The organism is Sphingomonas parapaucimobilis NBRC 15100 (assembly GCF_000787715.1).
Taxonomy (GTDB): Bacteria; Pseudomonadota; Alphaproteobacteria; order Sphingomonadales; family Sphingomonadaceae; genus Sphingomonas; species Sphingomonas parapaucimobilis.
The window spans coordinates 78,650-101,101 of record NZ_BBPI01000005.1; the positions used below are offsets into that span (position 1 = coordinate 78,650).

Annotated in this window: 19 protein-coding genes and 1 tRNA gene; 9 read left to right on the plus strand and 11 right to left on the minus strand. The window is 66.7% G+C overall.

Translation table 11 applies throughout. The features are described from left to right. Window positions 1-30 precede the first annotated feature (30 nt). Together SP5_RS01275 and mfd are read left to right on the plus strand one after the other, a co-directional pair. On the plus strand, window positions 31-297 hold the full coding sequence (locus tag SP5_RS01275; RefSeq protein WP_042482909.1) for an FAD assembly factor SdhE: 267 nt from the start codon (window positions 31-33) through the stop codon (window positions 295-297). 207 nt (window positions 298-504) lie between these two features. Next, window positions 505-3,972: a transcription-repair coupling factor gene (gene mfd, locus SP5_RS01280; RefSeq protein ID WP_042482912.1), complete on the plus strand. Its 3,468-nt coding sequence runs from the start codon at window positions 505-507 to the stop codon at window positions 3,970-3,972. 40 nt (window positions 3,973-4,012) lie between these two features. Here mfd and SP5_RS01285 read toward each other — a convergent pair whose 3' ends face one another. Continuing rightward, the gene (locus SP5_RS01285) at window positions 4,013-4,444 is read right to left on the minus strand and encodes a YybH family protein (RefSeq protein WP_245613362.1); all 432 of its coding nucleotides are present in this window, start codon (window positions 4,442-4,444) and stop codon (window positions 4,013-4,015) included. After that, on the minus strand, window positions 4,432-6,063 hold the full coding sequence (locus SP5_RS01290) for a putative bifunctional diguanylate cyclase/phosphodiesterase (RefSeq protein WP_052811359.1): 1,632 nt from the start codon (window positions 6,061-6,063) through the stop codon (window positions 4,432-4,434). The genes SP5_RS01285 and SP5_RS01290 overlap by 13 nt, the downstream gene beginning before the upstream one ends. Window positions 6,064-6,269: 206 nt before the next feature. Here SP5_RS01290 and moaA point away from each other — a divergent pair, with 206 nt between their 5' ends. The 3 genes from moaA (at window position 6,270) to SP5_RS01305 (ending at window position 8,408) form a co-directional block, all read left to right on the plus strand. Beyond that, window positions 6,270-7,280, plus strand: coding sequence for a GTP 3',8-cyclase MoaA (gene moaA / locus SP5_RS01295; RefSeq protein WP_042483038.1), 1,011 nt, complete (start codon window positions 6,270-6,272; stop codon window positions 7,278-7,280). Further along, the gene (locus SP5_RS01300; RefSeq protein WP_042482915.1) at window positions 7,277-8,056 is read left to right on the plus strand and encodes an NAD kinase; all 780 of its coding nucleotides are present in this window, start codon (window positions 7,277-7,279) and stop codon (window positions 8,054-8,056) included. Before moaA ends, SP5_RS01300 begins: the two co-directional genes overlap by 4 nt. A 277-nt stretch (window positions 8,057-8,333) precedes the next feature. Then, window positions 8,334-8,408 (plus strand) — tRNA-Asn (locus tag SP5_RS01305). A gap of 40 nt (window positions 8,409-8,448) precedes the next feature. On the opposite strand, the gene SP5_RS01310 is transcribed toward SP5_RS01305, so the two are convergent. The 3 genes from SP5_RS01310 to SP5_RS01320 form a co-directional block, all read right to left on the minus strand. Continuing rightward, entirely contained in the window at window positions 8,449-9,597 is a 1,149-nt protein-coding gene (locus SP5_RS01310) for a glutathionylspermidine synthase family protein (RefSeq protein WP_042482918.1), read from the minus strand. Continuing rightward, window positions 9,594-9,971 (minus strand): DUF1190 domain-containing protein, encoded by a 378-nt coding sequence (locus tag SP5_RS01315; RefSeq protein ID WP_042482920.1) that lies wholly within the window; start codon window positions 9,969-9,971, stop codon window positions 9,594-9,596. Before SP5_RS01315 ends, SP5_RS01310 begins: the two co-directional genes overlap by 4 nt. A gap of 104 nt (window positions 9,972-10,075) precedes the next feature. Then, window positions 10,076-10,444 (minus strand): glycine zipper 2TM domain-containing protein, encoded by a 369-nt coding sequence (locus SP5_RS01320; RefSeq protein WP_042482923.1) that lies wholly within the window; start codon window positions 10,442-10,444, stop codon window positions 10,076-10,078. Between the two features lie 102 nt (window positions 10,445-10,546). Here SP5_RS01320 and SP5_RS01325 point away from each other — a divergent pair, with 102 nt between their 5' ends. Together SP5_RS01325 and SP5_RS01330 are read left to right on the plus strand one after the other, a co-directional pair. Then, window positions 10,547-10,966 (plus strand): secondary thiamine-phosphate synthase enzyme YjbQ, encoded by a 420-nt coding sequence (locus tag SP5_RS01325; protein ID WP_042482926.1) that lies wholly within the window; start codon window positions 10,547-10,549, stop codon window positions 10,964-10,966. 125 nt (window positions 10,967-11,091) lie between these two features. Further along, a complete protein-coding gene (locus SP5_RS01330; protein ID WP_052811366.1) occupies window positions 11,092-11,673 on the plus strand; it encodes a CC0125/CC1285 family lipoprotein in 582 nt (193 codons plus the stop codon). Between the two features lie 63 nt (window positions 11,674-11,736). Here SP5_RS01330 and SP5_RS01335 read toward each other — a convergent pair whose 3' ends face one another. The 4 genes from SP5_RS01335 to SP5_RS18385 form a co-directional block, all read right to left on the minus strand. Then, window positions 11,737-12,087: a hypothetical protein gene (locus tag SP5_RS01335; protein ID WP_042482929.1), complete on the minus strand. Its 351-nt coding sequence runs from the start codon at window positions 12,085-12,087 to the stop codon at window positions 11,737-11,739. A 260-nt stretch (window positions 12,088-12,347) separates the two neighbouring features. Beyond that, entirely contained in the window at window positions 12,348-15,092 is a 2,745-nt protein-coding gene (gene secA, locus SP5_RS01340) for a preprotein translocase subunit SecA (RefSeq protein WP_042482932.1), read from the minus strand. 108 nt (window positions 15,093-15,200) lie between these two features. Next, window positions 15,201-15,461 carry a hypothetical protein gene (locus SP5_RS18380; RefSeq protein WP_052811360.1) on the minus strand — a complete coding sequence of 87 codons (261 nt, stop codon included), beginning with the start codon at window positions 15,459-15,461 and terminating at the stop codon, window positions 15,201-15,203. Between the two features lie 77 nt (window positions 15,462-15,538). Continuing rightward, window positions 15,539-16,375: an energy transducer TonB gene (locus SP5_RS18385; RefSeq protein WP_052811361.1), complete on the minus strand. Its 837-nt coding sequence runs from the start codon at window positions 16,373-16,375 to the stop codon at window positions 15,539-15,541. 84 nt (window positions 16,376-16,459) lie between these two features. Here SP5_RS18385 and argJ point away from each other — a divergent pair, with 84 nt between their 5' ends. Beyond that, entirely contained in the window at window positions 16,460-17,686 is a 1,227-nt protein-coding gene (argJ, locus tag SP5_RS01350) for a bifunctional glutamate N-acetyltransferase/amino-acid acetyltransferase ArgJ (RefSeq protein WP_042483047.1), read from the plus strand. A gap of 5 nt (window positions 17,687-17,691) precedes the next feature. Beyond that, window positions 17,692-18,303 (plus strand): glutathione S-transferase family protein, encoded by a 612-nt coding sequence (locus SP5_RS01355; RefSeq protein ID WP_042482933.1) that lies wholly within the window; start codon window positions 17,692-17,694, stop codon window positions 18,301-18,303. 141 nt (window positions 18,304-18,444) lie between these two features. On the opposite strand, the gene trxA is transcribed toward SP5_RS01355, so the two are convergent. After that, a complete protein-coding gene (trxA, locus tag SP5_RS01360) occupies window positions 18,445-18,765 on the minus strand; it encodes a thioredoxin (RefSeq protein ID WP_007404159.1) in 321 nt (106 codons plus the stop codon). Between the two features lie 52 nt (window positions 18,766-18,817). Beyond that, a complete protein-coding gene (gene addA, locus SP5_RS01365) occupies window positions 18,818-22,273 on the minus strand; it encodes a double-strand break repair helicase AddA (RefSeq protein WP_042482937.1) in 3,456 nt (1,151 codons plus the stop codon). Between the last annotated feature and the right edge of the window lie 179 nt (window positions 22,274-22,452).

Consider the following 22,452-nt stretch of genomic DNA (forward strand, 5'->3'; position numbering starts at 1 on the left):
CGGGCCTTAATCTCGTTGGATCGGAACCCCATGGACCACGAAACCCGTATCAAGCGCCTCCGCTTCCGCGCATGGCATCGCGGCACCAAGGAAGCCGATCTGATGATCGGCGGGTTTTTCGACGCGCATCACGAGACGCTGAGCCGTGAGGAACTCGATTGGTTCGAGGCTCTGCTGGAGGAGCAGGATGTCGACATCATGGCCTGGGCCATCGGCACCCAACCCTGCCCGCCGCAATGGGACGGCCCGGTGATGCAGCGGATGCGCGCGCTGAATTTCGTGCCGATCGCCCGGTAATTTATAGGCCTGCGTACGTTCAGATGCCGAAAGTAGGATAACTTTGATCTGATCCGAGCCCCTCCCCTTCAGGAGAGGGGTTGGGGTGGGGCCTCGCCACTAGCGTCACGCTTGCGGAAGCGCCCCACCCCCCGGCCCCTCCCCTGAAGGGGAGGGGTGAATGACGCCGATGACATCAAGCCCCAACTTCTCCAGCTTCGGAACCTCATGCCCGATATCAAGACGATCCTGTCCGCCAAAAGCCCGCTGACCCTGTCGGGCGTTCCGGCGGGGTTCCTGCCCGTGCTGCTCGCCGACCTCGCCCGCGCCGCGACGACGCGCGCGGTGTTCATCTGCGCCGACGAGGCACAGATGCGCGAGTTGGCCTCGACCGCGACCTATTTCGCGCCGGAACTGGAAATCCTGCAGATCCCCGCCTGGGACTGCCTGCCCTATGACCGCGCCTCGCCTACCTTACGCGTCATGGCGGAGCGGATCGCGGGGCTGCACCGGCTTCAGGCCAAGCCCAAGGCGCCGCAGCTGGTCCTGACCACCGCCAATGCCGCGACCCAGCGCGTGCTGACGCCATTTCGCATTCGGCAACTGGTCGCACGACTCGCGCCCGGCGAGCGGATCGGGCTGGAGAAGCTGTCGGCGCTGCTCCAGGCGAACGGCTATGTCCGCACCGAGACGGTCCACGACCAGGGCGAGTTCGCGGTGCGCGGCGGGCTGGTCGACCTGTTCCCCAGCGGCGAGGACCAGGCGTTGCGCCTCGACTTCTTCGGCGACGAGATCGAGAGCGTCCGCACCTTCGATCCCGCCGACCAGCGCACGACGGGCCGGATCGAGGGCTTCACCCTGCTCCCCGCCTCCGAGGCGCTGCTCGACGAGGAGTCGATCAAGCGTTTTCGCACCCGCTACCGTGAAACCTTCGGCGCGACGGCGACCGGCGATCCGCTCTATCAGGCGGTGTCGGAGGGGCGGCGCATGGCGGGCATGGAGCATTGGCTGCCCTTGTTCGAGGACAAGCTGTCGAGCCTGTTCGAGCATCTCGGCGACGGCGCGGTGATCGTGCGCGACAGCGGCGTGGCGGCGGCAGCGGCCAGTCGGTTCGACGCCATCGCCGACTATTACGAGAACCGCAAACGCGCCGAGGCGGCGCAGCCCGGTAGCTTCCGCCCCCTGCCCGCCAAGTCGCTCTATCTGGCCCCCAAGGAGTGGGACGAGGGGCTGGAGGCCGCGACCGCGCATCTCGTCTCGCCCTTCCACGAACCGGCAAGCGCCACCGTCCTCGACTTCGAAGTCGACGGCGCACGCGACTTCGCCCCCGAACGCGCCGCCCATGCCAATATCTATGAGGCGGTGGTCGACCATGTCGAGGGCTTACGCAAGGAAGGCCGCAAGCCCGTCCTCGCCAGCTACTCAGTCGGTGCGCGCGAACGGCTCGGCAGCCTGCTCAAGGATCACGGGCTGAAGGGCGCCAAGGCGGCCGAGACCTGGCAGGAAGCGCTGGGCATCGCCGACACGTCGAAGAGCTTCGGCGTCGCCTTGGTCGTCCTGCCGCTCGACCATGGTTTCACCGCGCCGGGCATCGCGGTGCTGACCGAGCAGGACATGCTGGGCGACCGGCTGATCCGGCGGCAGAAAAGGCGCAAATCGGCCGACGCCTTCCTCGCCGAGCTGGCGACGCTCTCGCCCGGCGATCTGGTCGTCCACTCGGATCACGGTATCGGCCGATACGAGGGGCTGACCTCGATCCCGGTCGGCAAGAGCCCACATGACTGCGTCGCGCTGTCCTATGCGGGCGGCGACAAGCTGTATGTGCCGGTCGAGAATCTCGAAGTCCTGACCCGCTACGGCTCGGGCGAGGACGGCGCGACGCTCGACCGTCTGGGCGGCGAAGCGTGGCAGCGGCGCAAGGCCCGGATGAAGGAGCGCATCCGCGAGATCGCGGGTGAGCTGATCGCGGTGGCCGCCGAACGCGCGCTGCGCCCCGGTGAAGTGGCCGAGCCGGACAGTGCAGGCTATCCGGCGTTCGTCGACCGCTTCCCGTACGAGGAAACCGACGATCAGGACCGGGCTATCGACGATGTGCTGGGCGACCTGACCGCGGGCAAGCCGATGGACCGGCTGATCGTCGGTGACGTAGGCTTCGGCAAGACCGAGGTGGCCCTTCGCGCCGCCTTCGTCGCGGCGATGGCGGGGATGCAGGTGGCGGTGGTCTGCCCCACCACGCTCCTCGCGCGCCAGCATTACAACAACTTCGTTCAGCGGTTCGAAGGCTTTCCGATCAAGATCGGCCGCCTCTCCCGCCTGGTCACCGCCACCGAGGCCAAGCGGACCAAGGACGGCGCGGCGAGCGGTGACATCGATATCGTCGTCGGCACCCATGCGTTGCTGGCCAAGAATGTCGAGTTCAAGCGCTTGGGCCTCGTCATCGTCGACGAGGAACAGCGGTTCGGCGTGACCCACAAGGAGCGGCTGAAGGCGCTGAAGGCCGACGTGCATATGCTGACGCTGACCGCCACGCCGATCCCGCGCACGCTGCAAATGGCGATGTCGGGCCTGCGCGAGCTGTCGGTGATCCAGACGCCGCCGGTCGACCGTCTCGCGGTGCGCACCTATGTCATGCCTTGGGACCCCGTCGTGCTGCGTGAGGCTTTGCTGCGCGAACATTATCGCGGCGGGCAGAGCTTCCTCGTCACGCCGCGCGTCGCCGATCTGCCCGACATTGAGGAATATCTGCGCAAGGAGGTGCCCGAGGTCCGCTATGTCGTCGCGCACGGCCAGATGTCGGCGACGGAAGTTGAGGAGCGCATGTCCGCCTTCTACGACCGCAAGTTCGAGGTGCTGGTGTCGACCACCATCATCGAGAGCGGTATCGACATTCCATCGGCCAACACGATGATCGTCAACCGCGCCGACCGCTTCGGCCTGGCCCAGCTCTATCAGCTGCGCGGGCGGGTCGGCCGGTCGAAGACGCGCGCCTATGCCTATATGGTCACGCCGCCCGAGCGGATGATGACCGAGGCGGCGGAGAAGCGATTGAAGGTGCTGTCCGACCTCGACACGCTGGGCGCGGGCTTCCAGCTGGCCAGCCATGACCTCGACATTCGCGGCGCGGGCAATCTGCTCGGCGACGAACAGTCGGGGCATATCAAGGAGGTCGGCTACGAACTCTACCAGTCGATGCTGGAAGAGGCGATCCTGGAGGCCAAGGCGGGCGGCGCGTTCGAGAAGAAGCGCGACTTCTCGCCGCAGATCACCGTCGATGCCCCCATCCTGATCCCGGACGATTATGTCCCCGATCTTGACCTGCGCATGGGGCTGTATCGTCGCCTCAACGATCTGGAAAAGCATAGCGAAGTGGAGGAGTTCGCCGCCGAGATGATCGACCGCTTCGGCCCCCTGCCCGAGGCGACCGACAATCTGATCCAGGTCATCAAGATCAAGCTGAACGCGAAAAAGGCGTGTATCGCCAAGATGGATGTCGGCCCGCGCGGCGTGCTGGTCGCGTTCCACGACAATCGGCCGCCCAATGTCGACGGGCTGTTCGCCTATGTCGAGCGGCTGGGCGAACTGGCCAGGCTGCGCCCCGACGGCAAGCTGATCCTCAACCGCGCCTGGCCCGACGCCAAGGCGCGGCTGCACGGCGCGCTGCAACTATCGAAGGGGTTGGCAAAGGCGGCGGGGTAACGTCCCACTCCTCCCCATCTCCGATGGATAGGAACGGGTGTCAGCTGCTATGATCGGAGACGATCTTCCAGCCATCGGCGCGGCGCTCGAAGATCAGGGTGGTCATCCCGCTCTCGGCCTTTGCGCCGCCCGACAGGCTCCAGCGGGCGAACAGGATGCGGCGGTCGCCGATCCGCTTCAAATGGAGAAAGTCGAAGCGAAGCTGACCGCGACTGTTCGCACCACCGGCAAAACTCTTTCGATAACTATCGGCGATCGCAGGCTTTCCCTGGATCAAACCCTTGCTGCCGACAAATACCGCATCGGGCGCGTAGATGGCCATGAAGCGGTCCAGATCGCCCATGCTCCACCCCTGGGCGCTATCCAGCATCGCGGTTCGGATCGCGGCCTCCGCCGGATCGGCGACGGGTGCGGCGGCATGGACCGCCATGGGCGACAGCATAAAGGCCGCCGCGATCGTCAGGCCGCGCATTCCATTTCTCCCTCGACCATCGCCTGCAACGCCTTTTCGTCCAGTGGCGCGGCGCAGAGGAAACCCTGATAGGTTTCGCAACCCAGCCGCCCTAGCAACTGCGCCTGCCCTTCCGTCTCCACCCCCTCGGCGATGATCCCCATGCCGAGCTGCGTCGCGATGCGGATGATGCCGCGCACGACCACCCGGTCACGACGCGATCCGTCGACCTCTGTCACCAGGGCACGGTCGATCTTCAGATAGTCGATCGGCAGGCTGGTGAGATAGGCCAGGCTGGAATAGCCGGTGCCGAAATCATCGATGGCCACCCGCACGCCCTCCGTACGCAGCGTGTCGAGCACCTGCGCGGCGCGGTCCAGCTCGCGGATCAGTCCGGTCTCGGTGATCTCGACGGTCAGCCGCTCGATCGGAAAGCCGCTGGCCGCCACGCGGTCGAGGAAGATGCGGGCGAAACCCGCCCGCCCGACATCGGCGGCGGTCACGTTGATCGACAGGCGCAGATGCGACAGCCGCACAGGCCAGCGCGCCGCGCGTTGCAGGGCGACCTGCTGGATATGATCGGACAGCGCCAGGCCCAGATCGGCACGCTCGGCCGCGGCGAAAAGGGGGTCGGCGCCCAGCGGGCCCAGGGTCGGATGACGCCAGCGGGCCAGTGCCTCGACCCCCGTGATCCGCCCGGTGCGGATTGCGACCTGCGGCTGGAACACGATATCGATCTCGCCACGCTCGATGGCGTGGTGGAGGTCGGCGGCCAACACGTCCAGTGGCGCCACATCGCCGGGATGGGCGAAGCGCAGCATCGCGCCATCGCTCGCTTGCGCCTGGGCCAGCGCCTCACCCGCACGGGCGAGCAGGCTGGCGGGATCCTCATGGGCATGCGCCTCGGACAGACCAAGCCGGACGCCCAGGCGGATCGGCACCGCTCCCGCCTGGAAGGGATGGGCGAGTAGCGTCTCCAGCGTTTCGGCGATGGTCCGCGCCTGTCGGCCATGGGCGACGCCCGCCATGACGAACTCCGCCCCGCCCGACCGCGCGACGATCGCCCGGTCTCCGAACGCCTCGGCCGCGACCGCCTGCATCCGTGCCTCGACCCCGCGCAGCAGCATGTTGCCCGCCGGTCGGCCGTGCGCAGCATTGATCAGGTCCAGCCGCGACAGCGACACGACGATCGCGACACAGGGTTCGCCCTGATCCAGAATATCGGCGATCCAGCGGTGGATTTCGCCCACTTCGCCGTCCGCATGGGTCCGCCGCCGCCGCACGTCGAGCGTCCGGCGGGCATGGCGCTCGGCCAGCTTCAACGCGGCATGGACCATGGCTTCGCTCGCATCGAATTCCAGGATATGCGTGGCCCCCGCCGCGAGGAACGCGTCCAGCGTGTCGGGGGCCGAATCGGGCACCGATACCAGCATGGCCGCCCCCGTCGCGGCGATCACCGCGCCCAGCGCCTGCGCCGCGCGAAGCCCGGCATCACCCTCCCCCCGCGCATCGATCAGGGCGACGCGCGCCTCGCTGGCCAGAAAGGCGCTGACCAGCATGTCGCCCGACGGATGCTCGCCATCGCGCGGCGCCATCGACCAGATCGCCCAGCCACCACGGATGATCGCTTCGTCCAGCATTGCAGAATGACGGAACGAAAGCGCAAAGATCGCCGTTCCCCTGCGGTGGGCGTTAAAACCGAATTCATCCTGCGTCATGGGCGCACCCTATCCACCGCCACTGGGATCACCAACGGCAATCGATCTTGTTCGCGTCCCGCCTTGGGGCTACCATCATGACGATGGGGCGTGCCAATAATTCGTCCGATCATGCGGATGCCGTCGGTATGACGGATCGGCGCCCGGCCAACGGGTCGCTGGTCGATCGTCATGGCCGCACGATCCGCTATCTGCGCATTTCGGTTACCGACCGCTGCGACCTGCGTTGCCGCTATTGCATGGCCGAGCAGATGACCTTTCTGCCCCGCGCCAAGCTGCTGAGCCTGGACGAAATCGCGATCATCGCCGAGCGGTTCATCGCGCGCGGCGTGACCCGCATCCGCCTGTCGGGGGGCGAACCGCTGGTTCGGCGCGACGTCGTCGACCTGGTCAAGCGGCTGGGCGGCCATGTCAGCCAGGGCCTGGAAGAGCTGACCATGACCACCAACGGCACCCGGCTGGCCGACCATGCGCAGGGCCTGGTCGATGCGGGCGTGCGGCGGATCAATGTCAGCCTGGACAGCCGCGACCCCGAACGCTTTCGCTATATCACCCGGCACGGCGATGTCGGTCAGGTGATCCATGGCATCCTCTCCGCGCGCGACGCCGGGCTTGCGATCAAGATCAACATGGTCGCACTCAAGGGGATGAACGAAGACGAGATCGCTTCGATGCTATCGTGGTGCGTTTCGGAGCGATTGGACCTGTCCCTTATCGAGACGATGCCGCTGGGCGCGATCGATGAGGACCGGGTCGACCGCTTCCTGCCGCTGACCGCCGTGTTCGACCGGCTAGCGGCGGAATTCCCGCTGGTCCGCGCCGGGCATCGGACCGGCGGCCCCGCGCGATACTGGCAGGTGGAGGGCAGTGAGACCCGGCTCGGCCTGATCTCCCCCCTCACCGCGAATTTTTGCGACGGCTGCAACCGGGTGAGGCTGACGACCGAAGGCAAGCTGTATATGTGTCTGGGTCATGAGGATCAGGTGGATTTGAAGGCCGCGCTGCGAGACGGAGGCATCGAGGCGCTGGACACGGCGATCGATGCAGGGCTGGCGGCCAAGCCCGCCCGGCATGATTTCCGCATCGAGGCGGGATCGGCCCCGGCGGTGTCGCGCCATATGAGCGTGACCGGCGGATGACCCTTCCCGTCCGGCGGGCGCTCGTCGCATCGCCCACCGCGCAGGCTCAGGCGGCGGCCGCCGACCTGCTGCAAAGCGCCGACTGGGTCGATTTCGACGAGGCCGATTACGTCATCGCGCTGGGCGGCGACGGCTTCATGCTCCAGACGCTGCACCGGATGTTGGAGCGGCGGCGCGGCGCGGTGCCCGTGTTCGGCATGAACCTGGGCACGGTCGGCTTCCTGATGAACGAATGGCGCGGCTATGGGCTGGAGGATCGCCTCGCCCGCGCCAAGCCGTTCCGCGTCACCCCGTTGAAGATGACCGCGACAGGCATCGATGGCCGCGTCCATACCCTGCCCGCGATCAACGAGGTCTCGCTGCTGCGCGAAACCCGCCAGACCGCCAAGCTAGAGGTCATGGTGAACGAACGCATCGTCCTGCCTGAACTGGCGTGCGACGGCATCCTGGCCGCCACGCCCGCCGGATCGACCGCCTATAATTTCTCGGCACAAGGTCCGATCCTGCCGCTCGGCTCGGCGCTGATCGCACTGACCCCGATCAGCCCCTTCCGCCCCCGGCGCTGGCGCGGCGCGATCCTGCCCGACAAGGCGCGTATCTCGATCAAGGTCCTCGACCCCGGCAAGCGCCCCGTCTCGGCCGTGGCAGACCAGCGCGAGGTGCGCGACGTGGCGCAGGTGGATATCTGCATGGACCGTTCGCGCGAGCTGACGCTGATGTTCGATCCCGAACATGCGCTCGACGATCGCATCACGATGGAACAGTTCGTCTCCTAAAGTCGACAGGGGAGCTGCAAATCCTCCCCGGCACGGGGAGGTGTCAGGCCGAAGGCCTGACGGAGGGGGGCTTCCGCAAAGTGCATCCTATGTGGCGCACCCCCTCCACCATGCTGCGCATGGTCCCCCTCCCCTTGCAGGGGAGGAATGGAATGCTGATTGCCACCGTCCCGCATTTATCCACAGCTTTGACGCACAGACTTACGCAAAAGCGTCAAAAAAGGGGTTGCGGCTTTTTCCGAGCCCTTTATAGGACCCCTCCACAGCGCCGGAACATTCCCTGATAGCTCAGCGGTAGAGCTCTCGACTGTTAATCGAGCGGCCGTAGGTTCGAATCCTACTCAGGGAGCCACCGGCGCTGTCTTCTTCCAGACAGCGCCAGCCATGACGGATCAGCCGTCGATCACATGCGGTATGAACCGCGCGGTGTTCGAGGTGATCAGACCGTCCTCGCGGATACCCATCCCCGCCGGCGCACCGTCGACAACCCAGCTGCCCAGTACCGGAAAACATCCCGGCGCCGTCTCCGGCAGACGATAGAGCGACTGGTAGATATAGCCCTCCTCGCCATAGTCTCCCTCCGTCGCCGCGACGATGCTCCCCGCCTTGCGGATCGAGACGTTCGCGCCCTCGCGCGACAATAGCGGCTTGGCCACCGCATCGCCGTTCGGGACCGAGAAGCTGGCAGGCAGCAGATTGGGATGGCCGGGAAACAGGTCCCACAGCACCGGCAGGATCGCCTTGTTCGACCAAATCATCTTCCAGATCGGCTCGATCCAGCTCAGGTCGCCGCGCTCCAGATTGTCGAGCAGCGGCCCGGCAAACTCCTCATGGACCAGCCATTCCCACGGATAGAGCTTGAACAGCGCCTCGATCCGCATGTCCGCTTCATCGACGAAGCAATGCGTGTCGTGGTTCCAGCCGATCCGGTCCATCAATATGGGGATGGTGGCGATGCCCGCCGCCTCGGCCGTGTCTCGCAAATAGGCGGCGGTGACGGCGTCCTCGCCGGCCGGGTCCTCGACATGCGCGACATGCAACGTCGCGGGCAAAGCGGGCGCGATCTCGGTCCAGCGGGCGACCAGTGCCTCGTGCAGGCTGTTATACTGGTCGAGTGCGGGGAAACACTCGTCCTTCCACGCCCATTGCACGACGGCGGCCTCCAGCAGCGAAGTCGGCGTGTCGCAGTTGAACTCGAAGAGCTTCGGCGCGCCCGAACCATCATAGCCCAGGTCAAACCGCCCGAAATTCAGCGCGGGTGGCTCGGCCTCCCAGGCTTCGCGGATCGGGTCGTGAAAGACGGGCGGGATGGCAAAGCGGTTCAGAAGCTTGGGGTCGCCGACCACCGCCTCCCCCGCCGCCAGGAACAGCCGGTACAACTCGCCCGTCGCCCGCTCGATATTGTCGATCTGCGCGCGGGTAAAGCGATAGCAGGCGCTCTCGTCCCAGTAGGGCCGCTCGCGCCCCTCATGCCAGATCAGGCCCAGCGCCTCGACCTTGGCCTGCCAGTCGGGCCGGGGGGTCAGCGTCTGGCGGATCATGCGTGGATACTGCCGAAGCGACGCGCCGAACTGCCGAAGCCACCACGGCTGACGGCGGCGGACCGGGTCATCGCGCTGCCGGGCGGAGCATAGGCATAACGGGCGCCGGTCGCGGCGCGGAAGCTACCACCGGTCGCGCGTTCGCCGAACCAGGGAATCGCCCGGCCACGCCCGAGAAAATACCAGAAGGCTCCACCGCCACTGCCGACGCGATGCTGGCGACAGCGATCGTCGGGCAGGCGCACACCCTGCGCATCGGTGCAGATCGCCGTGTCGCGATCGGTCGTCCAATTGTCATCGGCTTTGGCGCGATTACAGCCGCTTGCCAGCAGTGCCGCGGCCATCGCGGTCGTCAGTCTCAGATCAAATGCCATATCGGCCCTCCCGCGCACATCATGGTGCAGCGGCGGCGTGCTTGGCCAGAAAAATGAAAGGGCGCCGGTGAACCCTGTCACCGACGCCCGTCGTTCCGCCAAGCTTAGCGGCAGCGGACCTTGCCGCGATCGATCGAGCGGCCGAGCAGCGCACCACCGCCCGCGCCCAGCAGCGTGCCCAGCGTCCCGCCGCCGATCACATTGCCCAGCACGCCACCGCCCACCGCACCGACCACCAGGCCGGTGGTGCCGTCATTGCGCTTGCAATAGGTGCGCCCGTCGCGACCACGGAAGACCTGATCGTCGCGGTTCAGTCGACGCTCGCGGTAATTGCCACGGCGGTAATCGCGCGAGGCGTCCCAATCGTCACGATCGCCATGCCAGCGATAATCACGATTTTGGGCGACGGCAGGGGTCGCGGCGATGGGGGCGGCAACGGTAACGATGGCCAAAGCGGCGAGCAGGGCTTTCATGGCAGGTCTCCTTATCCTCAAACGGGCACAACGCGCCTGCCGCAAAGCTGTTCAATTCGGCCCCGACTGGCACCGATGGAACGGGTCGGGCATTGAGAGGCCATGCGCCAAGCCACCACCATCATCACCGTCGACACCCATGGCCAGAGCCTGACCGAGATCACCCGACCCGTCACCGCCTGGGTGCGCGAACAGGGTATGGACGAAGGGCTGCTGACCCTGTTCTGTCGACACACCTCGGCCTCGCTCATCATCCAGGAAAATGCCGCGCCCGAGGTGAAGACCGACATTCTCGATTATTTCGCACGCATCGCGCCGGAGGATGCCCGCGCCTATGCCCATGACGACGAAGGGCCGGACGATATGCCCGCCCATTTGCGCAGCATCCTGACCGGCATCCAACTGTCCATCCCGCTGATCGGCGGGCGGCTGATGTTGGGCACATGGCAGGGCATTTACCTGTTCGAGCATCGCCGCGCCCCGCACCGGCGACAGATTGCTATCCATATGGCGGGCATGTGACGCACATTTCATCGCGGGAGCCAAACCGTTCATCGACCGTTCTGCCGGGATGGGTTAGACCGGTGCCAGCTACAGGGCTGTTGTCGTCGGGCCTGGTCGGGCGGCAAGGAAAGGAAGAAGTGTCCATGCAATTCGGTCGGAAGATCGCGCTCGCGCTGCTCGGCGCCAGCACCTTGATGGTCGCGGGATGCGCGACCGAAACCACCTATCGCCCGGCGACGGGTTCGGGCTTCTACCGCACCGGCTATTCGGACCAGCAGCTGGAGCCGGGTCGCTTCATCGTCAGCTTCGCGGGCAACACCGTGACGTCGCGCGACACGGTCGAGCGCTATCTGCTCTACCGCGCGGCCGAACTGACGCTGGCCAATGGCTATGACTATTTTGTGATGGCCGATCGCGACACGCAGCTGCGCTCGCGCACCTATTCGACGCCGGGCGCCTTCGGGCCGGGCTTCGGCGGCTGGGGTGGCGGCTGGTGGGGGCCATCGTGGCGCTATTACGGCCGCGGATTCGGCTGGCGCAGCTGGGACCCGTTCTGGGGTGATCCCTTCTTCGGCAACAACATGGATATCAACACCATCGACCGCTACGAAGCGACCGCCGAGGTCGTGATGCGCAAGGGTCCGATCCCGCGCGACAATCTCCGCGCCTTCGATGCGCGTGCGATCGTCAGCACGATCGGGCCGACGGTGGTGATGCCGAAGTAATTCGGCAAGGATACCGGGTCATGGGGCGGTCACCTTACGAGGTGGCCGCCCTTTTCTTTTGGGTCAGGGCTTTTCACCGCGCACGCGGCGGGCGTTGACCATGCCGCGCAATGCTTCGGTGCGGACCTGCAGCTCGCGCTCTTCGGACAGCGAAAGGCCATCCTGCGCAAAGCGCTGGCCCAACTCACCAATCGCGGCATACTCCCGCTTGAAGGATCTGGCCTCGGCGCGCGATATGTCGCCGCTGCGCCGTCCCTCGCGGATCGACCGACGAATGTCGCGTCGGTCGGCCGCGACGCTCGGCTGGTTGGGCATGGCGAGGATATCGGCGGGCGGCACGGCGCTGACGAACTGCGCGGGCGCCGCAGCGGGTAGCGCAGCTGTCATGGCGGCCAGAATCGCATAGCGTTTCATGATGGATACTCCCTGTCGGCGGAGGATCGCGCCGCGTCACTGAACGGAACCTGTCTATTCCTCCCCTGCAAGGGGAGGTGGCAGTCCGTAGGACTGACGGAGGGTGTCACCCGTTGCGAGCTCGGTCCACCTTCACCGACCGAGCTGCCCCTCCACCACCGCTTTGCGGTGGTCCCCCTCCCCAAGCGTAGCTTGGGGAGGAATAGAAAAGGCGGCGAACCGAAGCTCGCCGCCCTATCATTCCGTCGATCGAAGAACGATCAGGCCGTCACCGCCCCGTGGCAATGCTTGTACTTCAGGCCCGAGCCGCAAGGGCACGGCGCGTTCCGGTTGACGCGGCCTTCCCACTGGGCAGGATCGGTGCCCAGGTCCATGCCTTCGGGCTGCGGGATCTGCATCGGCGGCATCTGCGGCTGGAGCAGACCACGCGCCGCGGCATCCCAGTCATTCGTATTGTCCTCGCCGGTGAACGGATCGAAGTGCGAGGTGATGAAGTCCGGCAGTTCGGGCAGCTCCGGCGGTGCCTGCAACTGGAACTGGGCGTAGGCGATGGTGCGCGTGACGTCCTCGCGGATATTGTCGAGCATCCGCTGGAACAGCGAAAACGCCTCGTGCTTATACTCGTTGATCGGCGTCTTCTGCGCATAGGCGCGCAGGTGGACGACCTGGCGCAGCGCGTCGAGCGTCGCCAGATGCTCCTTCCAGTGATGGTCCAGATTCTGGAGCAGGATCGACTTCTCGACGCTGGTCCAGGTGTCGGGCTCCAGTTCCCTGGCCTTGGCCTCGACCATCGCGTCGGCCTCGGCGGTCACGCGCTCCAGCACGATCTCGGGGTCGATCGCTTCCTCGGTCATCCAGTCGTCGATGGGCAGTTCGAGGTTCAGCAGGTCCTTCAGCTGCTGCTTCATGCCCGCGACATCCCACTGCTCGGGATAGCTGTTGGGCGGGCAGGCGGTGCCGACGATCGCGTTCACCGTCTCGGCGCGCATGTCGGCCACGACCTCGCCCACCGTCTCGGCATCCATGATGTCGGCGCGCTGTTCGTAGATGACCTTGCGCTGGTCGTTCATCACGTCATCATATTCGACGACCTGCTTGCGGATGTCGTAGTTGCGCGCCTCGACCTTCTTCTGCGCGGTCTCGATCGCCTTGGACAGCCACTTGCTGCCGATCGCCTCGCCATCTTCGATATTGCTGCGCATCATCTTGGCGAACAGCGTGTCCGGGCCGAAGATGCGGAGCAGATCGTCGTCGAGGCTGAGATAGAAGCGCGACAGGCCCGGATCGCCCTGACGCCCCGAACGGCCGCGCAGCTGGTTGTCGATGCGGCGGCTCTCGTGACGCTCTGTGCCGAGCACGAACAGGCCGCCCGCCTCCAGCACCTTCTGCTTTTCCTCGATGATCTCGGCACGGATGCGGGTCGCCGCCTCCTCATATTCGGGCGTGCCCTCGACCATATCGGGATGCTCGTCGAGCATCCGGAATTCCAGATTGCCGCCCAGCTGGATATCGGTGCCGCGACCCGCCATGTTGGTCGCGATGGTGACGGCGCCCAGACGGCCCGCCTGCGCGACGATATGTGCCTCCATCTCGTGATAGCGGGCGTTCAGCACCTTATGCGGCACGGCTTCCTGGGTCAGGAACTCGCTGAGCAGTTCGGACTTCTCGATCGAGACGGTGCCGACCAGCACCGGCTGGCCCTTGGCGGCGTGGTCGCGGATCTTCTTGGCGATCGCCAGGAACTTGTCCTGGGTGTTCTTGTAGAATTCGTCCTCCTCGTCCACGCGCGCGATGGGCACGTTGGTCGGGATGGTGACGACATTGATCTTGTAGATGTCGTAGAACTCGCCCGCTTCCGTGGCGGCGGTGCCGGTCATGCCCGAAATCTTCGGGTACATGCGGAAATAATTCTGGAAGGTGATCGAGGCCATGGTCTGGTTCTCGGGCTCGATATTGACGCCCTCCTTCGCCTCGACCGCCTGGTGCAGGCCCTCCGACCAGCGACGCCCGTCCATCATGCGGCCGGTGAACTCATCGATGATGACGACCTTGCCGTCCTTCACGATGTAATCGGTGTCGCGCTTGAACATCATGTTCGCGCGCAGCGCCTGGTTCAGGTGGTGGACGACCTGCGTATTCTCGAAATCGTAGAGATTCTCGCCCTGGAGCAGCCCCGCCGCCTCCAACAGGCGCTCGGCACGCTCGGTGCCGTCCTCGGTCAGGATGATCGACTTCTGCTTTTCATCCTTCTCGTAATCGTCCTCGGTCAGCTGCTTCACGATCGCATCGACGCCGATATACAGTTCCGACTTGTCGTCGGTCGGGCCGGAGATGATCAGCGGCGTCCGCGCCTCGTCGATCAGGATCGAGTCGACCTCGTCGACGATCGCGTAGTTGAAGGGGCGCTGCACCATCGACGAGCGCTCATACTTCATGTTGTCGCGCAGATAGTCGAAACCGAACTCGTTGTTCGTGCCATAGGTGATGTCGGCATCATAGGCCGCCCGGCGCTGCGCATCGTCCAGATTGGGGATGATGGTGCCGGTGGTCAGGCCCAGGAAGTTGTAGACCCGGCCCATGGTCGCGGCGTCGCGGCTGGCGAGATAATCGTTGACCGTGACGACATGCACGCCCTTGCCGGGCAACGCGTTCAGATAGGTGGCAAGCGTGGCGACCAGCGTCTTGCCCTCGCCGGTGCGCATCTCGGCGATCTCGCCCCGGTGGAGCACGATGCCGCCGATCATCTGCACGTCATAGTGACGCTGGCCCAGCACGCGGCGTGCGGCCTCGCGCACGGTCGCGAACGCCTCGGGCAGCAGGCTGTCGAGGGTTGCGCCGTTGTCCAGCTGTTCGCGGAACTTGACCGTCTGCGCGGCGAGTTGCGCGTCGGTCATCGCCTCCATCTCGGGCTCGAACGCGGCGATCTTGGCGACGGTCGGCTTGAGCGACTTGACGTAACGGTCGTTGGACGAACCGAACAGGGACTTGGCGAGGCCGCCGAACATAAGCGATTTCCTGACTGAAATATCGTGGGAATGGCGCAGCGCCGGTCGAAGCGGGGCGCGCGCGACTGCAATGGCAAGGGACAGGGTCGGCTACGGCCGACGCCGGGGCTATTCGCGCCGACGGCCCATGAAGATCGCGGCGATCGGCCGGGGCGTCACGGCCCGGAACATGCCAAGCGGCCGGGCGCTGTCCACCAGCGCGGCGAGCGCCTGCACCGGCCGGGTCGCGGCGCGCGCGACGGCGGCCTGCTTGGCCGCGGCCACGATGCAGCGCTCGGCAACGACCCCCCGCGCCTCCTGCCCACGCGCGCTTGCGCCCACGCCGGTCAGCGCGGACAAAAGGGCAGAAAGGAGCAGAAGCAGGTTCATGCGAGGCTTGTCTTAGGCAGATACGCGCGGCGCGTCCATCCGTTGCATGGCCTCGACCGATAGCGGCTGAGGGGGTGTCAGGGGCGAGGTGGCAGGATCTGATAAATCCACTGCACCTGATCATAGCCCGACTTGGGCATATTCTGATTCTTCGCAAACGCTCGACCCGCTTCGCAACGCGTCGGTCCATGCGGGACGCCGCCCCCGCCCTGGCTGATCGACACGCGGCAATCAACCGCCTTGCCTGCCACATCGATCGCAAAATCGACCCGATAGCGCTGAAGGATGACCGCTCCTTCGGGAACGTCATCGTTGATCACTGTTCCGTCATCGAAAATGCGATCGGTAAACCCCATGTAATGGAAGCGTGGCGGGGTCCTGCTGCCACTATGCTCCATGACCGCCTTTTGCAGCCCGGCGACAGAAGGCGGGCAGGGTACGTTGGGGATCACATTATGGCCCGGCATGGTATAAACCCGGCAATCACTTACCTGACCGTCAGCCTCGACGGTCAGTTCCGAGATCGTCGACCCAGAACGCGCGACCTCATGAAATTCGGTATCTCCGTTGGGCAAGCTCCAGCGAACACGCAGAACATAATGGCCGATCATCGCCTTACCGCGCTTGTCCTTCGCCGCACGGAACAAATCGGCGCGCGACATGACTATCCGGCACGTTTGCTCGTCCAACGCCGTCGACGCCGATTCGATTATCTTGCAGTCGGCCACCAGCCCACTTGCATCGATCGTCAGATCAGCGACGACCAGCCCCTCTTCCCGTGCCCGCAGAGCCGCCGGGGGATAGTTTTCCGGGGCGAAGGCAGCGCCCATATTGCCGATAAGTTGGGGCTTGGGGCCGTCGTCCGCGGTAGCCATCATCCCTTGTCCCAGCAACGTCAGCGCCAGCAAGATCATCCCCCCGATACCCCCCAATCAAAATCGCCCGCCCCTCTATCAACCCGTTGCAGCGCAGCCGCGCAAGAGGCAAAGCACGGGGCCATGAGCACCGCCACCTCGCCCCTCGCCCAGCCCTTTCCCGCCCTGCCTGCGATCGACGGCGTGACGCTTCGCGTTGCGCGCGCGCAGTACAAGAAATGGGATCGAACCGACCTGACCTTCGTGACGCTGCCCGAGGGCACGAGCGTGGCGGGCGTGCTGACCACCAGCAAATGCCCCAGCCCGGAAGTGGAATGGTGCCGCCAGGCGCTGGTGCTGGGTCAGGCCCGTGCGCTGGTCGTCAATGCGGGCAATTCCAACGCCTTTACCGGCCATCGCGGCCGCGCCGCCGTCGAGGCGATCGCCGCGCGCACCGCCGCCGCGATGGAATGCCAGCCCTCCGACGTCTTCGTCGCCTCGACCGGGGTGATCGGTGTGCCGCTGCCCATCGACAAGGCCGAAGCCGGGCTGGACGCCGCCTTCACCGCCGAGCCCTGTGGCTGGCAAGAGGCCGCCGCGACGATCATGACCACCGACACCTTTGCCAAGGGCGCGACAACGACCGTTATCGTCGATGGCCGCACGGTGACGCTGGCCGGGATCATCAAGGGCTCGGGCATGATCGCGCCCGACATGGCGACGATGCTCGGCTTCATCTTCACCGACGCCGCCGTCGCCCCTGAATTCCTGCAACGCGCGCTCAGCGCCGCCAATGGTCGCAGCTTTTCGTGCATCACGGTCGATGGCGACACCTCGACCAGCGACACGGTGCTGGCCTTCGCGACCGGCAAGGCGGGCAATGCGCCACTGGTCGATGACGAGAGTGACGGCGCGGATGCGTTCCGCGCGGCGCTGGCCGATCTGTGCCACCAGCTCGCGTTGCTGGTGGTGCGCGATGGTGAAGGTGCGACCAAGCTGATCGAAATTCGCGTCGAGGGCGCGGAGAGCGACCGTTCTGCCCATCGCATCGCCATGTCGATCGCCAACTCGCCGCTGGTGAAGACCGCGATCGCGGGTGAGGACGCCAATTGGGGCCGCGTCGTCATGGCCGTCGGCAAGGCAGGCGAACCCGCCGAGCGCGACAGGTTGTCGATCCGTTTCGGCGAGACGCTGGTGGCCAAGGACGGTCTGGCGGTCGAGGGGTATGACGAAGCCCCGGTCGCCGCGCATCTCAAGGGGCAGGAGATCGCGGTCGGCGTCGATCTGGGCCTGGGCGAAGGCGTCGCGACGGTTTGGACCTGCGACCTGACGCACGGCTATATCTCGATCAACGCCGATTATCGGAGCTGACGCCGATGCTGACCATCTGGGGCCGGATCAACTCGCACAACGTCAAGAAGGTCGTCTGGCTGGCCGAGGAAATGGGGCTGGCCTATGACCGCCGCGACGTCGGCGGCCCGTTCGGGATGGACGAGGCGTACCGCACGCTCAATCCCAATGCGCTGATCCCGACGATCGAGGATGACGGCTTCGTCCTGTGGGAGTCGAACAGCATCCTGCGCTATCTGGCCGCGACGCATGGCGGCGAGACCTTCTATCCCGCAGCCCCGCAGGCACGGGCCTCCGTCGAACGGTGGATGGACTGGAACTTCACTTGGGCCGACGCGATCCGGCCAATCTTCTTTCAGCTGGTGCGCACCGAGTCGGACAAGCGCGATGCCGCGCTGATCGAGCGGAGCGTGGCGCGCGCGGCGGATCTGTCGGCGATCCTGGACGATGTGCTGGGGCGGCAGGAGTGGCTGTCGGGAGATGCGTTCGGGATCGGCGATATCCCGGTCGCGGCCTATGCCAATACGTGGTTCCAGCTGCCGGTCGAGCGGCCGTCGCGGCCGAATATGGAGCGCTGGTATGCGGCGTTGCAGGACCGGGCGCCGTTTCGTGATGTGGTGATGATCCCGCTGAGTTGAGGTGCTTCGGGTGGGCGGTCTCTGTGAGACCTCTTGCCCTCCCCCATCCCCTCCCGTTTACGGGAGGGGCGTGCCCAGCTCGACGCACCGGGCACAAAAAAGCCCCTCCCGCAAGCGGGAGGGGCGTGCTCAAATCAGACCTTACAGCGCGCCTTCGAGCCAGGCCTTGATCCGGCCCTTGGGCTCCGCGCCGACCTTGGTCGCGGCGGCGGCACCGCCCTTGAACAGGATCATCGTCGGGATACCGCGCACACCGTAACGGCCGGGCGCGTCGGGATTGTCGTCGATGTTCAGCTTGGCGATCGTCACCTGCTCGCCCAGTTCCTCGGACAGCTCTTCCAGCGACGGGCCGATCATCTTGCACGGTCCGCACCACTCGGCCCAGAAATCGACCAGCACCGGCTTGTCGGAGTTCAGGACGTCCGCTTCGAAGCTGGCGTCGGTGATCTGCTTGGTTGCCATAGTCTCAATACTCCTTGGATTGTCATCCATCTAGGACGCGCGCGTCGGTCGCTCAACCACCGAGCGGCAAGCTTTGCTCCCGGTCGCGATAGCCGGGCTTGTGCGCGGCCAGCAACGCGTCGGGCACGGTGATCAGGCGCGGTCCCGCCGTATAAAGCAGCGCGACCGACACCCGCCGTCCCGGAAAGATCACCTCCAGCGCGGCGGCATAGCCCGCCATCTGGGCAAGGTGGAACACCGGCACATCGTCGATCCCGCCCGGCGCGCGCCGCCCGGTCTTATAGTCGATCAGCCGGACCTCCCCTGCGTCGATCAGCAGCCGGTCGACCCGCCCCGACACGACCAGGCCGCTGGCGAGCGTCGCCGCGATCGGCGCTTCGGCCAGCGAACCCGGCCCGAACAGCGGCGCATAGGCCGGATCGTCGAGGATCGCGAACACCGCCCCCGTCACATCGGCGCGCAAGGCCGCATCCGCGACCCCCGCCGCCTGGGTCAGCCAGCGCTCTGCCGCGCCCCGCCGCGCGTCGGGCGCAACCGGCGGCAGGCGTTCGAGCAGGCCGTGGATCAACCGCCCCCGTTCGACCGCCGCGCGCATGGCGGGCGTGGGGGGCGGATCGGCCACCATGTCCTCGCCCAGCTGCGACGGTGCGAGCGGACGCGGCGGACGCGACTCCTGCGGCGCGGGCGCATGGACCCATTCGGGCAAGGCCACATCTTCGCACGGCGCGACGACGACCGCACCGGGGCGCGGCGCGACCGGCTGTTGCGGCATGGTGCCGAGGAACTGGCGCGACTGGCCATCGCCGGGCTCGACCTCGGCCACGCCCAGCGCGGTCATGGCGCGGGCGCAGGTGGCATACCAGCTGTGCATCGGCGGTACGCCCGCCGCCCGCTTGCCCAGCGCGCCGGTGACGACCAGCTGTTCCTCCGCGCGCGTCGCCGCGACGTAGAAGAGCCGCCAGTGCTCGGCCAGCTCGCGCGCGGCGATCTCGGCCGCCACGGCATCCAGCGGGCCGCCCCGTTCGTCGGCGCGCGGCGGAAACACCGGGATGGGTTGGGCGCCCGGCTCCGGTGTCCAGCGCAGGATCGAGCGCGGCGCAGCCGTCGGATCGGCGGTCGCGTCGGCGAGGATGACGAGCGGCGCCTGCAACCCCTTGGACCCATGCGCCGTCATCACCCGCACCGCATCCAGTGGCGCGGACGGATCGCGCACGATCTCGACATCGCCGCGATCGAACCAGTCGAGGAACCGCTGGAGCGAGGGCGTCGTCGTGCTCTCGAAGGTCAGCGCGGCGTTGAGTAGTTCCTCGATCGGATCGCGCGCCTCGGTTCCCAGCCGCCGGATCAGCTTGCGCCGCCCATCGAGCGGGCCGGAGAGCAATTCCTCCAGAAACTGGTAGGGCGTCGACACGTCGGCGCGCGCCAGCATCTGGCGGAGCGGCGCAAGGTCTTCGGCAGGCAGGGTCCGCGTCAGATGCCCCCAAAGCGATCCCCGCTCGCGGTGCCCGGCGGCCATCAACCGCTCCTGCGACCAGCCGATCAGCGGCGACACCAGCAGCGACGCCAGCGACAGGTCATCCTCGGGCTGGAGCGCGAACCGCACCGTCGCCAGCAGATCCTGCACCGCCAGCGGCGCGTTCAGCCGCAACCGGTCGACGCCCGCCACCGGCACCCCCTCGGCATAGAGCCGCGCAACGATCAATGAGGCGAGGTCGCCGCGCCGCTTGACCAGGATCATGATGTCCTGCGGCTCCAGCCGGCGGCCCTTGCTCTCCAGCATGACGCCATCGTCCAGCCAGCGACGGACCGCCCGCGCGATGTCGGTCGCGACCTTGCGCACCGCATCGTCGATCCAGCCTTCCTCGTCCTCGTCGCTGCCGCCCGCCACGACGGGCGGCCAGAGCGTGACGCGGCCCTGCCCCTTCACCTCACTGGCGTGGCGTTCGACTTCACCCGCCATCCCCATGCCGGGTTCGCCCAGCGCCTCGATCGCCGCGTCGACAAACTCCAGGATCGGCGTGGTCGAACGGAAGCTGTGGGTCAGCGACAGCTGGTTGAACGGCAGGCCGCGCTCTTCGGGCGGCCATTCGTCGTCGCCCGCCACCTCGTCCGCGCGACGCGAAAAATGCAGTTCGGCCGCCTGGAAGTTGATCGGGTCGGTGCCCTGGAAGCCGAAGATCGCCTGTTTGTGATCGCCGACCGTGAACAACGTGCGCGTCGAGGGCGCATAAAGCCCGCGCCCGACGAAGAACTCGTCGGCCAGCGCGCGGACGATCCGCCACTGGTGCGCATTGGTGTCCTGCGCTTCGTCGATCAGGACATGCTCGGTCACCTGATCCAGCTTGTAGCGGACCCATTCGCCGATGCCCGGCCGCTCCAGCAGTTCGACCGTAGTGCGGATCAGATCGTCGAAATCGACCGCGCCGATCGCCCGCTTCGACAGGGTATAGGCACGGGCATAGTCACGACCCACGCTCAGCGCATCGGCCAGCAGATCGGCATGACGCGCGCGAGCCGCGAGGCCGAGCAGATGGCGGCACGCCTCGCCCAGTTCGCGCGCCATGTCCTCATAATCGGGGTCGGCATCGGTCAGCTTCTTAGACGCCTTGCGCGGTTCGCCCTTGGCGGTGAAGACCGTGCCCATCAGCTCTTCGAGCAAGGCCACCCGTCCTGCCCGGTCGCTGCCGATCCAGCGTTCGAGCGTCGCCGCCGCCTTGTCGCCGGTCGCGGTGCCCCAGGCGCGGTTCGCGCCTGCCAGCCGCACGACGGCATCCTCGTCAATCTCCTCGACTCCCTCGGCGATCGCCTCGTCGATATCGCCCGAGGGAAGGTCAAGCGCGCGCCGCAACCAGGGCTGGATGCCGGTGGGCAGCGCCTCCAGCGCGCCCGGCGCGCGGGCGCAGGCGGCGAGGAAGCCTTCCGCCCCGCCCTCGCCCAGCCGCAGTGATAACGCGCCGACCGTCTCGACAGGGCCGGTGCGCCCTTCGCGCTCGGCGGCCTCGAGCATCCGGGCCAGCGCCTCGCGCGCCAGCACCGCCTCCTCGCGCGCCTCCAGCGGGCGGAAGCCCGGGGCCAGCCCAGCCTCGACCGGGAAGGCGGCGAGCAGCCCCTGGCAGAAACCGTGGATCGTCTGGATGCGAAGCCCCCCGCCCGGCGCGTCGAGCACGCGCGCGAACAGCGTCCGCGCCCGGTCGCGCAGGTCCGGCGTGGGTGTTTCCCCAAGCGCCTTCAGGTCGCGAAACAGCTCGGTCTCGGGCATCCGCACCCAGGCGGCGAGACGGCCGTTGATCCGCTGCGCCATCTCGGCCGCGCCCGCCTTGGTGAAGGTGAGGCACAGGATCGCCTCGGGCGCGACGCCGCGCAGGAGGAGGCGGAACACGCGCGCGGCCAGAACCTGCGTTTTGCCCGTGCCCGCCGAGGCGGACAGCCAGACATGCGCGGCGGGGTCGCTCGCGGCGGCCTGATCGCCCTTCAGCGGGGGGAGATTGGCCATGGGGCGGGCGCTCATGCGGCCTGCTCCGGGCGACCGGAGTCCCGTGCGCTTCGACTTCGACACGCAGCGTCGAAGTTTATCCTGAGCGGCTGGCTTGCCAGCCAGCCGAAGGGCTCAGCGTGAACGGAGGTTGGGAGGGGGTGCAATCCCCACACGCCGTTCAGCCTGAGCGAAGTCGAAGGCCACGCCCCGCC

Coding starts and splice junctions, on each gene's coding strand:
- SP5_RS18380 (WP_052811360.1), bottom strand. CDS start 15,461: ATGAACCTGCTTCTGCTCCTTTCTGCCCTTTTGTCCGCGCTGACCGGC.
- argJ (WP_042483047.1), top strand. CDS start 16,460: ATGAGCACCGCCACCTCGCCCCTCGCCCAGCCCTTTCCCGCCCTGCCT.
- SP5_RS01290 (WP_052811359.1), bottom strand. CDS start 6,063: ATGCTGGACGAAGCGATCATCCGTGGTGGCTGGGCGATCTGGTCGATG.
- moaA (WP_042483038.1), top strand. CDS start 6,270: ATGACGGATCGGCGCCCGGCCAACGGGTCGCTGGTCGATCGTCATGGC.
- SP5_RS01315 (WP_042482920.1), bottom strand. CDS start 9,971: ATGGCATTTGATCTGAGACTGACGACCGCGATGGCCGCGGCACTGCTG.
- SP5_RS18385 (WP_052811361.1), bottom strand. CDS start 16,375: ATGATCTTGCTGGCGCTGACGTTGCTGGGACAAGGGATGATGGCTACC.
- SP5_RS01335 (WP_042482929.1), bottom strand. CDS start 12,087: ATGAAACGCTATGCGATTCTGGCCGCCATGACAGCTGCGCTACCCGCT.
- addA (WP_042482937.1), bottom strand. CDS start 22,273: ATGAGCGCCCGCCCCATGGCCAATCTCCCCCCGCTGAAGGGCGATCAG.
- SP5_RS01330 (WP_052811366.1), top strand. CDS start 11,092: ATGCAATTCGGTCGGAAGATCGCGCTCGCGCTGCTCGGCGCCAGCACC.
- SP5_RS01320 (WP_042482923.1), bottom strand. CDS start 10,444: ATGAAAGCCCTGCTCGCCGCTTTGGCCATCGTTACCGTTGCCGCCCCC.
- SP5_RS01300 (WP_042482915.1), top strand. CDS start 7,277: ATGACCCTTCCCGTCCGGCGGGCGCTCGTCGCATCGCCCACCGCGCAG.
- mfd (WP_042482912.1), top strand. CDS start 505: ATGCCCGATATCAAGACGATCCTGTCCGCCAAAAGCCCGCTGACCCTG.
- SP5_RS01285 (WP_245613362.1), bottom strand. CDS start 4,444: ATGCGCGGCCTGACGATCGCGGCGGCCTTTATGCTGTCGCCCATGGCG.
- SP5_RS01355 (WP_042482933.1), top strand. CDS start 17,692: ATGCTGACCATCTGGGGCCGGATCAACTCGCACAACGTCAAGAAGGTC.
- SP5_RS01325 (WP_042482926.1), top strand. CDS start 10,547: ATGCGCCAAGCCACCACCATCATCACCGTCGACACCCATGGCCAGAGC.
- trxA (WP_007404159.1), bottom strand. CDS start 18,765: ATGGCAACCAAGCAGATCACCGACGCCAGCTTCGAAGCGGACGTCCTG.
- SP5_RS01275 (WP_042482909.1), top strand. CDS start 31: ATGGACCACGAAACCCGTATCAAGCGCCTCCGCTTCCGCGCATGGCAT.
- secA (WP_042482932.1), bottom strand. CDS start 15,092: ATGTTCGGCGGCCTCGCCAAGTCCCTGTTCGGTTCGTCCAACGACCGT.
- SP5_RS01310 (WP_042482918.1), bottom strand. CDS start 9,597: ATGATCCGCCAGACGCTGACCCCCCGGCCCGACTGGCAGGCCAAGGTC.